We start from the raw sequence: 14531 nt of genomic DNA on the forward strand, positions 1-14531 counted from the left end.
CGCGCGAGGGGTGCCGCACCCCCTCTGCCACATCCGGTAGCATGGGGCGCGGCACGGCGGCGACGGCGAGGAGGGCCCATGGCACAGGAGCGACGCTATCCCACCTTCGGAGAGGTGCGCTTCTCCGTGCTGCGGCACTTCGAGGCCCGGCGGTTCGCGTACGCCGCCGCGCTGCTCCGCGACGCCGAGCCGCCGGAGCCGTTCGGCCTGGACCTCGGCGCCCCCTCCCAGCGGGAGCTGGACGCCGACCCGCAGCCCTGGCTCGAGGCCGCCGACGAGCTCGGCCGCGGCATCGCCGAGGCGCGACTCTCCCACACCGCCGTGACCCGCGCCGACCCCGCCACCGGCACCCCCATGGAGCTGCCGGCGGCCCTGGTCGGCCTCACCCCCGAGGACGTCTCGCGCCTCTCGGGACCCTTCTCGGCCACGATGTCGCGGCTCAACGCCCACGCCCGCGCGTTCCGCCCCTACGGGCCCTTCTCGGCCGGGGAGACCGAGGAGCTCCTCTGCCTGTCTGAGTGCTGGGACCGCGAGGAGGTCGCGCTCCTGCTGGAGGTGGCCAACTGGTTCCTGGCCAACGACCCCACCGGCCTCACCGCGCGGCAGCTGCCCATCGACGGCCTGGGGAGCAAGTGGCTGGACGACCGGGACCGCCGGCACTGCGTGCTGCTGCTCACCCATCGGCGCAGCCTCGGCCTCTCGGAGCGGGAGCGCGTGTGGCAGTGGCGGCTGCTGGACCCCGAGTGGACGGCGGACCCGGGGCACCCCCGGTTCGCGTTCGCGCTGTCGGGCGACGCGCCCTGGGAGCCGCCGTACGAGCCGAGGACCGTCGTGGTGAGCGAGAACCGCGACTCCATGGAGGCGTTCCCGCTGTCGGTCCCCGGGGCCGTGTGCCTGTGGGGGCAGGGCGCCACCGCGCCGCGGGCCCTCGACGACCTGCCGTGGCTGGCGGCGGCCGAGCGCGTCTACTACTGGGGCGACATCGACGCCGCGGGCCTGGAGATTGCCGACCGCTTCGTGGCTGCCTGCGAGGCGCGGGGCGTGGCCGTGCGGACCCTCGCCATGGACGGCGGCACCTACCGGCGGTTCTCGCGCTTTGGCGTGGACGTGGACGAGGGCACGCACCGTGCCGCGCGGCTGAACCACCTGAGCGGGGCCGACAGGATCCTCTACAAGCGGCTCTGCTCCAAGGACTGCCCGGGCCCGCGCCGCGTGGAGCAGGAGAAGGTCCCCTACGAGTGGGTGCTGTCCCAGATGGCCGAGACGGGCGGCCCCGCCGTGCAGCAGGCCGCGGACGATGGGACAGCGGGCACCGCCGGGACGGCGGGCTCCGGCGAGCCGGACCGACGCGGGGCGACCGGGACCACCGTGACGGTGCGCCTCTCCCCCGAGCAGTCCGAGCTGGTGTCCGACGCGGCCCGGGCGGCGTCCATGGGCGTGGAGGCCTACGTGCGCGCCATGGCCCTGGAGGCCGCCGACGGGTGGGAGTAGGGCGCCCGGGCAAGCCGTCCCGTCACCCGCGGATCCTCATCGTGCCGATCATGTGGATGAAGGCGGGGTCCCCGTGGTCCACGATCTCGCTCGCGCCGCGGTCCAGGGAGGCGACCTCGTCCATCTCGGCCTCGGAGAGCTCGAAGTCGAAGATGTCGATGTTCTCCTCGATGCGCTCGCGGTGCAGCTCCTCCACATCACCCAGCCGGACCTCTCCCGCTCCCTGAGGTGCCTCGAGGCCGAGCTGGGATGCGAGCTGTTCGACCGCTCCCCCAACTCCATGACGCCCAATGGGTGCGGTCGGGTGGCCGTGGCGCGGGCCTCCGCCGTGCTCTCGGCCTACGACGACCTCGTCACGGCGGTGGCCGAGGAGGGGCACCGGTGCCGTCCCCTGCGCATGGGCACCCGCGCGCCGGCGCCCCTGCGGGCCGTGGTGGCCGCGGCCCTCGGCAGGTAGCGGGGCGGAAGCAGACCGGCCCGGGACCCGCCGCCTGTCCCAATGGTCGGACACTTTTGTCCCACTTCGGGGGGCGGCCCTTCGCCACTTTGACCGGACACCCGCGGAAGCTTCTACGGGTGATTTCCCGCCCGCAGAAGCTTTTGCGGGTGTCGGCGGCGCCGTTCTGCCACCCGCAGAACGTTCCGCGGGTGATTTCCCACCCGCAGGAGCTTCTGCGGGTGGGCCGTCCGGCGATTGGGACAAAAGTGTCCGGGTGATGGGACAATGGGACAGGGGGCGCGGGGCGAGGGCCCCTAGTTGAAGCTCTTTGCCCAGTTGACCAGGGAGTCGTGGTAGGTGTTCTCGGCCACGTCGCGGCGCATCTGCTCGGTGACGGGGCCACGCATGGCCATCTGGGCCAGGACCGAGAGCTGCAGCTCCTGCACGGTCATGTCCTCGAAGGGCCTCTCGTGCCCGAGGAGGAAGTCCATGGACAGCTCGGGCGTCTCCCGGCCCTCCCCGTCGTCGGCTTCGCGAGCCACAGCCTCCCGGGCGCGGTCGAGGAGCTCCTGCTCGGCGGCACGGGCCTCGGCCGCGCGGGACTCCTCCTCGGCACAGCGCCGCTCGGCATCCTCCCGCATGCGGCGCTGGGCCTCGCGGGCGGCCTCCGCGGCCGCAGCGGCACCGCTATCCGCAGCACCCTCCCCGGCGGCGCCGTCCGCGGGCCGCCACACCTCGCCCGAGCACGCCTCCATGGGCAGGTCCACCACGCCGTCGTGGGCCCTCGCCGTGCGCCCGGTGAGCGCACCCGTGTAGGCCGGACGGCCCAGGGCGTCCACGGTCACCGTGGCGGGGCTGTCGTCGTTGTTCACCGAGACGATGGCACTGTCACCGCCCTCCAGCGTGCGGGCGAAGGCGTACTGCCGGTTGGTGAGGGCCAGCTCGCGGTACTCGCCATAGGACAGGGCGGGCGTCTCGCGGCGGATGGCGCCCAGGGCGGCGATGAGGGCGGCCGACGGCGAGTCCCGGAAGTCCGCGAGGTCCAGAGCCGGGCGCAGCATGTCGTCGGCGTAGGGGGTCCGCTTGCCCTCGATGGCGAACTCGCTTCCGTAGTAGACGGACGGCGTGCCTGGCAGCGTGTACATGAGCACGTGGACCGGCTCGAAGTGGCGCTTGTCGTCCAGCTTGGTCCAGATGCGGTCCACGTCGTGGTTGTCCACGAAGTTGTAGAGGCGCAGGCCGTCCACGCGGTCGCCGCCCATGTCGTAGTTGCGCTTGACGGTGTGGGCGATCTCGAAGTAGTTGTGGTCGTTGTGGCCGCTGTAGAGGGCCTTGTGGAGGCTGTAGTTGGTCACGGCGTGGAGCGTGTCGCCGTTGACCCAGCGGCTGTACTCGCCGTGAATGACCTCGCCCATGAGCCAGAAGTCGGGCTTCACGGCGTTGGCCACCGCGCGCAGGGCGTGCATGAAGTCGAAGTCCAGCACGTCGGCGGCGTCCAGGCGGATGCCGTCGATGTCGAACTCCGCCACCCACATGCGCACGGCGTCCAGCAGGTAGTCGCGCACGGCGGGGTTGCGCTGGTTGAGCTTGACGAGCAGGTCGTAGCCGCCCCAGGTGTCGTAGGAGAGGCCGTCGCCGTAGGAGTTGTCCCCGCCGAAGTCCACGTTGCAGAACCAGTCGCGGTAGGGGCTGGCCTCGCGGTGCTCGAGCAGGTCTCGGAAGGCGAAGAAGTCGCGGCCCACGTGGTTGAACACGCCGTCGAGCACCACGCGGATGCCGCGGTCGTGGGCGGCGGCCACGAGGTCCCGGAGGTCGTCGTTGGTGCCCAGGCGCGTGTCCACGAGGCGGTAGTCGCAGGTCTCGTAGCCGTGGCCCACGCTCTGGAACAGCGGGCCGATGTAGAGCGCCGTGACGCCGAGGTCGCTCAGGTGGTCGAGCCAGGGGACGAGCTCCGGCAGGCGGTGCCGCGGCTCGCCGTAGGGGTTCTGGCGCGGTGCGCCCAGGAGACCCAGCGGGTAGATGTGGTAGAACACGGCCTCGTCGTACCAGGGCATGGGCGATCCTCTCCACGCGGGTGCTCGTTCCAGAGGCCCGAGTCTAGCCAACGGCGGCAGAATGTTCAACTTTGTTTCAGTCTGTGAACCGTTTGCCGGGCCCGCGGGGTGCGTACCCGTTCCGGGGGCGGCGGGCGCCGGCGGCCCGGATGAGGTGTCAGGCCTCGCGGCGCGCAGCCCCGCCGGCGAAGAGGATCCGCCGGCACTCGGCGTAGGTCACGGCGTAGTAGAGGGCCATGAACGCCACGACGCCCGCCACGGTGGCCCCCGCCATGGCGCCGAACCCGCCGGCCCCCACGCCCATGGCGAGGAGGTAGATCAGGGTGAGGCCCACGGCGTCGTGGAGCAGCGCGCCCGTGAGCGGCACCCCGAAGTACACGGCCAGCTGGGAGCGGAGCGAGCGGCCCATCATGGCGTCGTCGGCGCCGAGGTCCGCCAGCACCCGGTAGCGGGCGGCGCTGTCGGCGGCCTCGGAGAGCTGCTGCAGCGCCAGGACCGCCATGGCCGACAGCAGGAAGGCGATGCCGTAGAACAGGCCGATGAAGCCGATGGGCGCCCATGCGAACGGGTCGGCTATGCCGGCGGAGGGGTCCACGCCGTCCCTGATGCCCACCGAGAAGGCCAGGCCCGCGACCACCATGCACACGCCGCAGGCCAGCAGCACGCACACCATGGCCATGGCCATGGCCGAGCTGGACGCCTTGGCCTCCACCTGGCGCACCGTGAAGCACGTGAGGCCGGAGAGGTAGCGGCGGGGGTGCCTCCGCAGCCACGCGGGGACGCGGTGGGCCAGCGAGCGGAACAGCAGGTACGTGCCCGCGAGGGCCACGATGCCAAAGGGGAGCAGCATCGCGAGGAACATGCCGGGCTGGAGCAGGACCGTCGCCCACACCGCCGCCACGAGCACGGCGCCGCCGACCAGCTGGAGCCGCTGGGCCCACGGGCGCCCCTCGCCCAGGAGCCGCTCCGGACGCCTGTCGGCCGAGAACAGGGCGGCGGGGGTGCTCCTCGACACCACCCGTCCCGACGAGACGCAGGCCACGGCCACGAGCGCCGCGAAGCAGCCCAAGGTCCAGAGGAACGAGCCCGTGGAGAACACGAGGGCCGGGGCCCAGGTCACGCCGAAGACGTAGGCCTCGAGCAGCATGAAGTAGGGCGAGAACACCACGCCCGCGGCGACGCCGGCGGCGAAGGAGGCCGCGCCCACGAGGAACCCCTCGTAGCGCAGGATCCTCGACACATGGGGGCCGTCCATGCCCAGGATGGCGTAGAGGGCGAACTCCCGCTTGCGGCGCCTGAGGATGAACCGGAACCCGTAGCTCACCAGGAAGGCGAAGACGATGACGACGAACACCGAGAACGCGCTCATCACCGTGTTGAGCTGCTGGGATCCCAGGGTGGCGCGCTGGCGCTCGGTGAGGGCCATGGCGGCGAGGTAGTCGCCGGACGCGGAGAACGAGTAGAGCAGGCAGGCCGCGAAGGCGAGGGTGGCGAAGAACACCGAGTAATCCTTGAGGCTGCGGCGCACGTTGCCGAGGGCCAGCTTGAGGTACATGGCGGGGCCTTTCGGGAGGGGGCGGGTCGTCGGGCGTGGGACCGGCGCCCGACGCCCGGCCGGCTGGCAAGGGGGCAGCCGGCGACTCCCATGGTGCGCCGCCCGGGGCGCCGCTGCCATCGCCCGGGCTTACATCGCGGTGACGGAGGTGTAAGGGTGGGGCCCGCACCGCCGCGGCGGTGCGGGCCCCACGGGCGATCCCTCCCGGCAGGGCGGCCCCTATGCCTCGGCGCGGGCCCGGGCGAGGGCGGCCCGGGCCGGGCGGGCCGCCCTGAGGGTGACCCACGTGGCCACCGGACCCACGAGGAAGAGGTTGAGGCAGAACGCGAAGGCCCAGATGGCGGGCAGCGTGGGCACCCAAGCGCCGAGGACGTCGTCGACGCCGCCCACGACCACGCCGTACAGGCTCATGACCGTGGCCATCACCAGGATGTTCGTGAGGGCCATGGCCACGGAGCGGGATCGGTCGCCGGAGAGGCGGCTCACGAGCCTGGAGGCCACGAGCGCCACGATGGGGTCGCCCACGACCAGGCGCACCGCCATGGCGGCGACCCAGCCGACGCCGTAGGCGGGGGCCGCCCGGGCGAAGGCGTCGGCGGGGAGCGCGCCGTGGACCACGTGGCCCCAGGGGACCATGAGCAGGAGCATGCCCGTGAGCATGCAGACCTTGAAGACCCAGGTCTCGTAGCGGCCCTCGGCGCGGCCCACGCGCTTGGTCACGTAGTCGCCGTAGGTCGCCCTGGCGACGGGAGCGGTGTTGCCCATATGGAGTTGTCCTTCTGGTGGGAGGTGGAGGTGCCCGGGCGCCCGAGGCGCCCCGCGGGCCCGTCGCGAAGGCGGCGGACGGCCTGACGGCGGCCGCGCAACCAGCCTAGCGCAAAGCGGGGGCATCGCGTAAGCGCCGGCGTCGACCGGAGGGCGCCACAGCCGGAGGGTGGCCATGCTCGACGGCACCGCCGCCGCTCCCCTAGCCCAGCTCCTCCACCTTGGCGCCGTTGCGGCCCACGGCGACGTCCAGGGCCGCCAGGGCCTCCAGGACCTTCTCGGCATCCTGCCGCGCATGGGTCACGCGCTCCTTCTTGAGGCCGCGCCCCGCCTCCACCGCCGCCACGGCCGCCGCGTAGTCGCCCTTGTGGGCGGCGTTGACGGCATGCCAGTCCACGCCGGCGAACCAGCCGGCGACGGTGAGGTCCAGCGGCACCCTGCCTTCCAACATGAGCATGGCGATCACCGGGTAGCCGGCGTAGCCCTGCCAGTACGTGGCGTTGTCGTTGCTGCGGTAGACCTCGCGGCCGTCGGCGCCCGTCTCGCGGCGCACCGTGTAGCGCCTGGCGCCGTCGCTCGACACCACGGTGCAGGTGGCGCCGTCGTCGCCCAGGCACGCATGGCCGTCCTCGACGGCCGTCCAGGCCTCGTAGACCTTCTCCACGGGAGGCAGCTTCTCCACAGGGACCATCCCCTTCATCTGTCAGAAGTTCGAACCGTTCCAGCCGAAGTCGGGGGTGGAGCCGTACCGCACGTAGACGCGCGCCGGGTCGATGCCCAGGACGTCGCGGAGTTCGTCGCAGATGGGCCCGGTCATGGACCCCCAGACCGCCGGGTCCACGGCGGCGCGGGAAAAGACGTCCACGGTCACGTAGGCCGCGGACTCGTCGGCGGAACCGCCCATATAGATGGGCAGGTCGTCGTCGAAGACGCACATGAGCCAAGGCTCGCTCTTGCCCGGGACCTTGGCGATGAGGGCGCCGTAGAACGACTTCAGGGTGCCGCGCTGGCTCTCGGAGACGGGCTCGGAGGTGTAGGTGCGGATCACGGGCATGGCCTCTCCTCTCACTGGCTGACGAGTGGGTTGTACCCGCCGACGGACCCTGCCGGCGCGCCCATGGCCACGAGGGCCGCTGCCACCACCTGACCGTCACGGCACACGAGCACGGAGGACGAGGACGGCGGCTCCGGCCGGGGCGCGGGGCCGACGGAGGGCGGGAGCCCGGCGTCCGCCAGCGCGGGCAGGCGGGAGGCGTCCACGCCGTCGGCACGCAGGACGTCCAGGCGGTCGCCCTCGAAGCACTGGCGCAGGAAGTGCACCTCCATGTCGCGGACCTCGAGGCGGTCGTAGACGGCCGACGGGAACGCGTCCACCACGAGGCCCGGGTAGCGCAGGTTGGTCATGTGCCGGAACGAGTCGAGGTCGGTGAAGCCCACGGTGTGGGTGCGCACGCGGTCGAGGGGCGCGGGGTCGGCCGGGAGGTCGCGCCACGGCCCCACCGGCGCCGTGCCGAGGTCGCGCTCCAGGGCCGACGGCGGCAGGCCCACGGCCTCCGGCGCGGCCACGGCCCGGGCGCGCACGTCGTAGAAGCAGCTCTCCACGCGGCCCGCCGCCACGAGGGCGCCGTCCTGCTCGACGAGGACCTCGTTGTTGAGGAAGCGCGCACCCGGCGCCGCGTAGATCCAGGCGGTGAGGGTGACCGGCACACGCACGGCGGCCTTGCGGGCCACGGCCAGCCGGTAGCGGGCGAACATCCAGCCGATGCCGCGGGTGCGCACGAGGTCGTCGTGGTCGAGGCCCAAGGCGGCGGCGTGGCCGAGCACCGACTCCTGGAGCATGGCGAGGAGCCCGAGCGTGCCGACCCGGCCGCTCTCGTCGGCATCGCGGTACAGGGGCGTGTAAACGGTCCGGAAGGCCACAGGTCTCTCCTTGGGGCGGGCGCGAGTGCGGCGCCCAGTCGCGGGGCTGGTGCGCGGGGTTTATTCCCCGACGCCACCCGGACACTTCTGTCCCAATGGTCGGACACTTTTGTCCCAACCTCACACGGTTTCATGCACGGCCGCTCACAGAAGACCCCATAGCGCAAAAAGCGGTTCAAAAGAGGTTCACCAAGGCCCCCTTGGACAGAGGGGCCTTGGCGAACGCGGGCAACCCATGCAGGGCGCCCATTGCGATAAGTGACAGATGGGCCAGGCACCTCTGTCACATCGTGCCTAGCGCGGGGACCTGCCGCTCTCCTCCGTCAGCAGACGCAGCAGCGGCTCGGCCGATGCCAGGCCCTCGGCGTCGGCCTGCCACCGCCAGTTGCCCTCGGCCTGGCCCGGGACGTTCATGCGGGCCTCGGTGCCCAGGCCCATGACGTCCTGCAGCGGCATCATGACCACGCGCGTGTCGCTCCGGAGCGCGTCGGCCATGATCCTCTCGGCGACGGTAAGCGCCTCGTTGTCGTCGGCGATCCCGTAGGCGGAGCGCACGAAGCCCAGCAGGGTGTCGGTGTCGTGGGTGCTCGTGTAGGCCACCTTGCCCGGGGTCGGGGTGTAGCCGCCCCTGAGGTCGGCGTCGGCGAACTCCAGCACGTCCATGCCGGGGAAGCCGCACTGGGCCACGAGACCGCGGATGGCCGGCGTGATGGTGCCCAGGTCCTCGGCGATCACGGGCAGCGGGCCAAAGACCTCGGCCGCCCGCTCGAAGAGCGCCTTGCCCGGGCCCGGCAGCCAGCGGCCCTCGGTGGCCTTCTTGCCGGTGGGCACCGAGTAGTAGTTCTCAAAGCCCACGAAGTGGTCCAGGCGCACGTAGTCGTAGAGCTCGAAGGCCCTGCGCAGGCGCTCGACCCACCAGCCGTAACCGTCGTCGGCCAGGCGGTCCCAGTCGTAGGTGGGGTTGCCCCACAGCTGCCCCTCCGGGGCGAAGGCGTCGGGCGGCACGCCGGCCGACTCGTCCTTGCAGCCGTCCTCGCCCAGGTTGAAGACCTCGCGGTTGGCCCAGGTGTCGGTGGAGTCCTCGCTCACGTACATGGGCATGTCGCCGATGAGCGACACGCCGCGGTCGTTGGCGTAGGCCTTGAGGCCGTCCCACTGCTCCTGGAACACCCACTGGCAGAACCGGTGGAAGCCCACGCGCCCCGCCAGCACCGGGTCGTCGAGCAGCGCCGGCGAGTACTCCCGGTAGCGGGCCGGCCAGTCCTGCCAGGCCACGGACTCCAGCGGGACGCCGTCGTCCGCATCCACGGCCACCTCGCCGGCCGCCACGGCATCGCGCACGGCCATGAAGGCGCAGTAGGGGTCGAGCCAGTCGGCGTTGGCCTCCGAGAAGGCCGAGAGGCGTGCCTCGGTGAACACGCGCTCGTCCACGCGGCCGCGCCCGGCGAGGCCCGCCGGCAGCCCGGCCACGCCCTTGGCCTCCCAGGCCTCCCAGAGCCCCTCGAGGGTCCTGCCGCACCCGTCCACCAGCGCCGTGTTGCCCGCGAAGGCGGAGAGCCCCGCGTAGGGGCTGCCGAAGGAGTCGGTGGGGTTCACCGGCAGCACCTGCCAGTAGCCCTGGTGGCAGCGCTCGAGCCAGTCCACGAAGTCGTAGGCCTCGGGGCCCAGGGTGCCCGGCCCCTCCTCGCGGGGCAGCGACGTGATGTGGCACATGACGCCCAGGCCCCGCTCGAAGGGCTTGGCCAGGGGGCTCGGCCCGTGGAAGTAGAGCAGGGCGCTCCCCAGCTGGCCCAGGGTCACCACAACCTCGTCACCGTCGCACTCGGGCACGCGGCCGCTCACCAGGTCGTCGCAGAGCTCGGCCACCATGGGCAGCCGCACCTCGTGGACGTCGGAGAGCGAGCGGTTCACGAGCACGCAGATGCGCTCCCCGGCCTCGTCGTCGCCGGCCGCCGGCGTGCGCCAGAAGCCGTAGACGTCGGGGCCCACGGAGAACGGCTCGAACCCGCCGTTCACGAGCATTGGGAACTGCCGGCGCAGGTCCATCGCGTTCTTGTAGATGGCGCCGCAGTCGGCGTCCTCGTGGCCCCAGGGGTAGGTGCCGCGGTTGTACGGGTCGGTGTAGCCCTCGAGGCCGGCCTCGTCGCCGTAGTACACGCAGGGCACGCCCGGCGAGCACATCTGCACGAGGGTGGCCAGCCACAGGCGCCCCTTGGCGAGGCCGCGCTGCCCCTCGGAGAGGCGGTACCCGCGGCGCTGGTCGTCGGTGAGGGAGTCCTTGTCGGGCGCGCCGCCCAGGATGGTGAGCAGGCGCGTGCGGTCGTGGCTGCCCAGCAGGTTGAGGGTGGCGTAGAAGGCGTCGGGCGGGTAGTTCTCCTTGAGCGACGCCATGCGCTCCGCCATCTCCTCCGCGGGCCAGGTGCCGCAGACGTAGTGGAGCAGGGCCTCCCTGAACGGGTAGTTCATGGCGCTGTCGAGCTCGGTGCCGCAGAGGTACTTGCGCACCTCGCCGTAGGCCAGCTTGTTGGAGGCGTCCTCCCACACCTCGCCCAGGAGCAGGGCGTCGGGCAGCACGCGGTCCTCGGCGGCCTTGATGCCGGCGATGAAGGCGTCGTTGAGCTCGTCGGCCACGTCCAGGCGCCAACCGCGGGCGCCGGCGCGCAGCCAGTGGGCCACCACGCCGTCGGGGCCGTAGACGAAGTCCTGCCACTCGGGGTTGGCCTTGTCGGTGTCGGGCAGGTCGTCCACACCCCACCAGCAGGTGTAGGTGCCGTCCTCCTGCATGAGGTACCAGGGGCGGTACGGCGAGTCGGGCGACTGCCAGGCCCCCACGGAGTCGTAGTTGCCGAACTTGTTGAAGTAGCGGGAGTCCACGCCCGTGTGGTTGAACACGCCGTCGAGGATCACCGAGATGCCCATCTCGGCGGCCTCGGCGCACAGGCGGCGGAACCCGGCCTCGTCGCCCAGCATGGGGTCCACGGCCAGGTAGTCACCCGTGTCGTAGCGGTGGTTGGACTGCGCCTCGAAGATGGGGTTCAGGTAGATGGCCGTGAAGCCCATGTCGCGGATGCGGCCCAGCTCCTCGCGGATGCCCTCGAGCGTGCCGCCGTAGAACTCCCACTCGGCCACGCGGCCCGAGTCGTCGCGCTTGTACGCGGGCGGCTCGTCCCAGTCATCCACCAGGGAGCGGGGCACGCCGCCCACGCGCTCCTGGGAGAGGGCCGCCTCCGTGCGCTCGCGCCAGTCGGCCCCGCGCTTGTAGCGGTCGGGGAAGATCTGGTAGACCATGCCGCCCTTGTACCAGTCGGGCGTCACCTCGCGGGGCCTGTACACGGTAATCTGGAACGACGGGGGCATGTGGTCGTACATCTGCCCCACGCCGCCGGTGCGGCCCTCGCGGGCGCCGTAGTAGCGCACGGTGCCGTCGGAGCCCTCGAGGAGGAAGGCGTACCAGACGATGCCGAGCTCCTCGCACGGGACCTCGCCGGTGAAGGTGAGGCGGCCGTCGTCGGCGGTGTCGACGAGCTCCATGGGCAGGAAGGTCTCGCCGACGCCGTCGACCCACGTGCGGATGGATGCCTGGGTTCCCGGGTCGTCCCACACGTCCACGGTCAACGTGACGACGCCGCCCTGGGGGGCGGCGCCGTATGGGTCTCTGTACCGGGAGCCCCTGCTGTTGTGAAGGGCTCTCATGGTTTTCCTCTCGTTCTCGGGGTGCCGTCCGACTAGCCGCGGTCGGGCGAGATCACCTCGGGGTGGAGCGACGAGTACAGGTCGATGTAGCGGTTGGCCGCGACGGTCCAGGAGAAGTCCTGGCCCATGGCCTGCCGCTGGAGCGAGGACCAGGCCTGCTTGTCGGTCCAGAATACCTCGCAGGCGTTGAGCACGCAGTCGCACATCTCCTCGCCGTTGAAGTTGGCGAACGAGAAGCCCGTGCCCTCGCCGGTGTAGCGGTTGTACGGGGTGACGGTGTCCTTGAGGCCGCCGGTCTCGCGGACGATGGGCAGGGTGCCGTAGCGCATGGAGATGAGCTGCGACAGACCGCAGGGCTCGAACAGCGACGGCATGAGGAACATGTCGGCGCCGGCGTACATGCGCTGGGACAGGCCCAGGTCGAAGTCGATGACGGCTCTCATGGACCCTTTGTACTTCCAGTCGAAGTAGCGCAGGGAGTCCTCGTAGGCGCGGTCCCCCGTGCCCAGCACGGCCACCTGCACCGAACGGCCCAGCAGGCGCTCGAGGCCGTACTGCACGAGGTCGAGGCCCTTCTGCTTGGTGAGGCGGGTCACCATGGCCACGAGCGGGCGCTCGGCGTTGACCTCCAGCCCGAGCTCGCGCTGGAGGGCCTCCTTGCAGGCGGCCTTGCCCGCCATGTCGTCGATCGAGTAGTTGAACGGCACGGCCGGGTCGGTGGCCGGGTTCAGGGAGTCCACGTCGATGCCGTTGACGATGCCGTGGAGCGCCCCCTCGCGCTGGCGGAAGATGCCGTCCAGGCCCTCGCCGAAGAACGGGGTCTTGAGCTCCTGGGCGTAGGTGGGGCTCACGGTGGACAGCAGGTCGGAGTAGATGAGCGCGCCCTGCATGTAGTTCACCGTCTTGGGGGCGCAGTACATCTGGCTGACGGCCTTGGGAGCCGAGAGCAGGCCGGCGGTGTCGAGCACGGAGTCGCCGTACTGGCCCTGGAACTTGGCGTTGTGCACGGAGAACACGGTGCGCACGTTGTCGTAGAGCGGCAGCCCCTGGTAGTACTCGCGCAGGAAGACCGGCGCGAGGGCGGTCTGCCAGTCGTTGCAGTGCAGGACGTCGGCCCGGAAGTCAGGCAGGTACTGCAGGCTCTCCGTGATGGCCTTGGAGAAGAACGCGAAGCGCTCGCCGTCGTCGAAGTAGCCGTAGAGGCCGCCGTCGCGCTTGAAGAAGTGCTCGTTGTCGATGAAGTAGAACTCCACGCCGTCGGACACGATGCGCTCGAGGCCACAGTACTCGCTGCGCCACCCCATGTTGAGGTAGAAGTCGCAGACGTGCTCCATCCGGTCGACGTACTCCTGCTTGATGGAGCCGTACTTGGGCGTCATGACCGCGACGCGGCAGCCCGCGGCCGCGAGGGCCTTGGGCAGCGAGCCGGCCACGTCGCCCAGGCCGCCCGTCTTGGTGAACGGGGCGGCCTCGGCGGAGGCGAAGACGATGCGGAGCTTCCTGCGAACCTTGGCGGACACTAGAGGGATCCCTTCCCCTTGATGAGGACGTCGTCGGTGGTGCCGCGGAGCTCGGTACGGGCGGGTACCACGTTGTCGCGGTCGATGATGGCGTTCTCCACGCGGGCGCCGCTCTCGACGGTGCAGGACTGCATGATGATGGAGTTGCGGACGGTCGCGCCGGCCTCGACGATGACGTTGCGGCCGAGGATGGAGTTCTCCACGCAGCCGGCGATGCGGGAGCCGCCGGCCACCAGGGCGTTGGACACCTTGGAGCCCGGCTCGTACTTCGCGGGCGGGTTGTCGTGGGCCTTGGTGTAGATGGGGCGCTCGTCGCCGAAGATCTCGTCGTCGATCTCGGGGTCGAGGAGCTTCATCGAGTTCTTGTAGAAGCACTTGGCCGAGAAGACCGCCATGGCCGGGCCGTCGAAGGTGAAGGTCTGGACGTTGACGCGGTCGAGGTCGCCGATGAGGGCCTCGAAGAGGTCGAGGTAGTCCACGGCCTTGTACCAGCCGAGCAGCTGCTTGAGGATGTCGATGGAGACGATGAAGGTGTCCATGAAGGCGGTATCGCCAAACTGGACGCCCTGGTGCACGCCGGTCACGCGGCCGTTCTCGGTGTGGAAGCCGGTGAGGGAGACGTTCTCCTCGGAGGCGCGCTTGGTCACCACGGTGATGTCGGCGCCGGACTTCACATGCTCGTCGATGAGCTCGCTGTAGTCCATGTTGAGGATGATGTTGGCGGCCGAGAGGACCACGTAGGGGCGGGTCTCCTTCTCGAGGAACATGCGGTTCTCGATGAGGTCGCGGATGAGGAAGCGCGCGCCGGAGCGGGAGCTGCCGAAGGCGGAGCCGGGCAGGTTGAACAGGCCGCCGTGCTTGCGGTCGAGCGACCAGTCCTTGCCGCTCTCGACGTGGTCCATGAGGGCGCGGTAGTTGTAGGGCAGGATGAGGCCCACGGTGCGCATGCCGGCGTTCACCATGTTGGACAGGGCGAAGTCGACCATGCGGTAGCGGCCGGCCACCGGGAGCGCCGCAGGGGGACGCGACTCGGTGAGGGCACTCGGGTTCTTGACGGAATAATTGGCGGTGATGAGTCCGATGCAGCGATCCAC

General features: G+C 71.0%; 12 protein-coding genes. 2 read left to right on the forward strand and 10 right to left on the reverse strand.

Annotation, left to right across the window (positions count from 1 at the left end; all coding sequences use genetic code 11):
- Positions 1-78 precede the first annotated feature (78 nt).
- Positions 79-1491 carry a Wadjet anti-phage system protein JetD domain-containing protein gene (locus NFR49_RS05410; RefSeq protein ID WP_251158621.1) on the forward strand — a complete coding sequence of 471 codons (1413 nt, stop codon included), beginning with the start codon at positions 79-81 and terminating at the stop codon, positions 1489-1491.
- Between the two features lie 22 nt (positions 1492-1513).
- Here the strand turns inward: NFR49_RS05410 and NFR49_RS05415 are convergent, their stop codons facing one another.
- Positions 1514-1687 carry a hypothetical protein gene (locus NFR49_RS05415; RefSeq protein WP_251158622.1) on the reverse strand — a complete coding sequence of 58 codons (174 nt, stop codon included), beginning with the start codon at positions 1685-1687 and terminating at the stop codon, positions 1514-1516.
- On the opposite strand from NFR49_RS05415, the gene NFR49_RS05420 reads away from it, so the two are divergent.
- On the forward strand, positions 1673-1948 hold the full coding sequence (locus NFR49_RS05420; RefSeq protein ID WP_251158623.1) for a LysR family transcriptional regulator: 276 nt from the start codon (positions 1673-1675) through the stop codon (positions 1946-1948). The two genes, NFR49_RS05415 and NFR49_RS05420, sit on opposite strands and share 15 nt — an antisense overlap.
- Positions 1949-2244: 296 nt before the next feature.
- Here the strand turns inward: NFR49_RS05420 and NFR49_RS05425 are convergent, their stop codons facing one another.
- The 9 genes from NFR49_RS05425 to glgD all read right to left on the reverse strand — a co-directional run bounded on the left by NFR49_RS05425 (position 2245) and on the right by glgD (position 14531).
- Positions 2245-3984: an alpha-amylase family glycosyl hydrolase gene (locus NFR49_RS05425; RefSeq protein ID WP_251158624.1), complete on the reverse strand. Its 1740-nt coding sequence runs from the start codon at positions 3982-3984 to the stop codon at positions 2245-2247.
- 157 nt (positions 3985-4141) lie between these two features.
- Positions 4142-5539, reverse strand: coding sequence for an FtsX-like permease family protein (locus NFR49_RS05430; RefSeq protein WP_251158625.1), 1398 nt, complete (start codon positions 5537-5539; stop codon positions 4142-4144).
- Positions 5540-5758: 219 nt separating this feature from the next.
- Positions 5759-6304, reverse strand: coding sequence for a DUF2798 domain-containing protein (locus NFR49_RS05435; RefSeq protein ID WP_251158626.1), 546 nt, complete (start codon positions 6302-6304; stop codon positions 5759-5761).
- Between the two features lie 202 nt (positions 6305-6506).
- On the reverse strand, positions 6507-6986 hold the full coding sequence (locus NFR49_RS05440) for a hypothetical protein (RefSeq protein ID WP_251158627.1): 480 nt from the start codon (positions 6984-6986) through the stop codon (positions 6507-6509).
- Positions 6987-7007: 21 nt separating this feature from the next.
- On the reverse strand, positions 7008-7358 hold the full coding sequence (locus tag NFR49_RS05445) for a tautomerase family protein (protein ID WP_251158628.1): 351 nt from the start codon (positions 7356-7358) through the stop codon (positions 7008-7010).
- Positions 7359-7369: 11 nt separating this feature from the next.
- Positions 7370-8224 carry an acyl-ACP thioesterase domain-containing protein gene (locus tag NFR49_RS05450; RefSeq protein WP_251158629.1) on the reverse strand — a complete coding sequence of 285 codons (855 nt, stop codon included), beginning with the start codon at positions 8222-8224 and terminating at the stop codon, positions 7370-7372.
- Positions 8225-8518: 294 nt separating this feature from the next.
- Positions 8519-11917, reverse strand: coding sequence for a 4-alpha-glucanotransferase (locus NFR49_RS05455; RefSeq protein ID WP_251158630.1), 3399 nt, complete (start codon positions 11915-11917; stop codon positions 8519-8521).
- A gap of 32 nt (positions 11918-11949) precedes the next feature.
- Complete coding sequence (gene glgA, locus NFR49_RS05460; protein ID WP_251158631.1) at positions 11950-13437, reverse strand: glycogen synthase GlgA; 1488 nt, start codon at positions 13435-13437, stop codon at positions 11950-11952.
- The gene (glgD, locus tag NFR49_RS05465; RefSeq protein ID WP_251158632.1) at positions 13437-14531 is read right to left on the reverse strand and encodes a glucose-1-phosphate adenylyltransferase subunit GlgD; all 1095 of its coding nucleotides are present in this window, start codon (positions 14529-14531) and stop codon (positions 13437-13439) included. Before glgD ends, glgA begins: the two co-directional genes overlap by 1 nt.

Origin of the sequence: Caniella muris, assembly GCF_943193035.1 — a bacterium.
Lineage (GTDB): Bacteria > Actinomycetota > Coriobacteriia > Coriobacteriales > Atopobiaceae > Granulimonas > Granulimonas faecalis.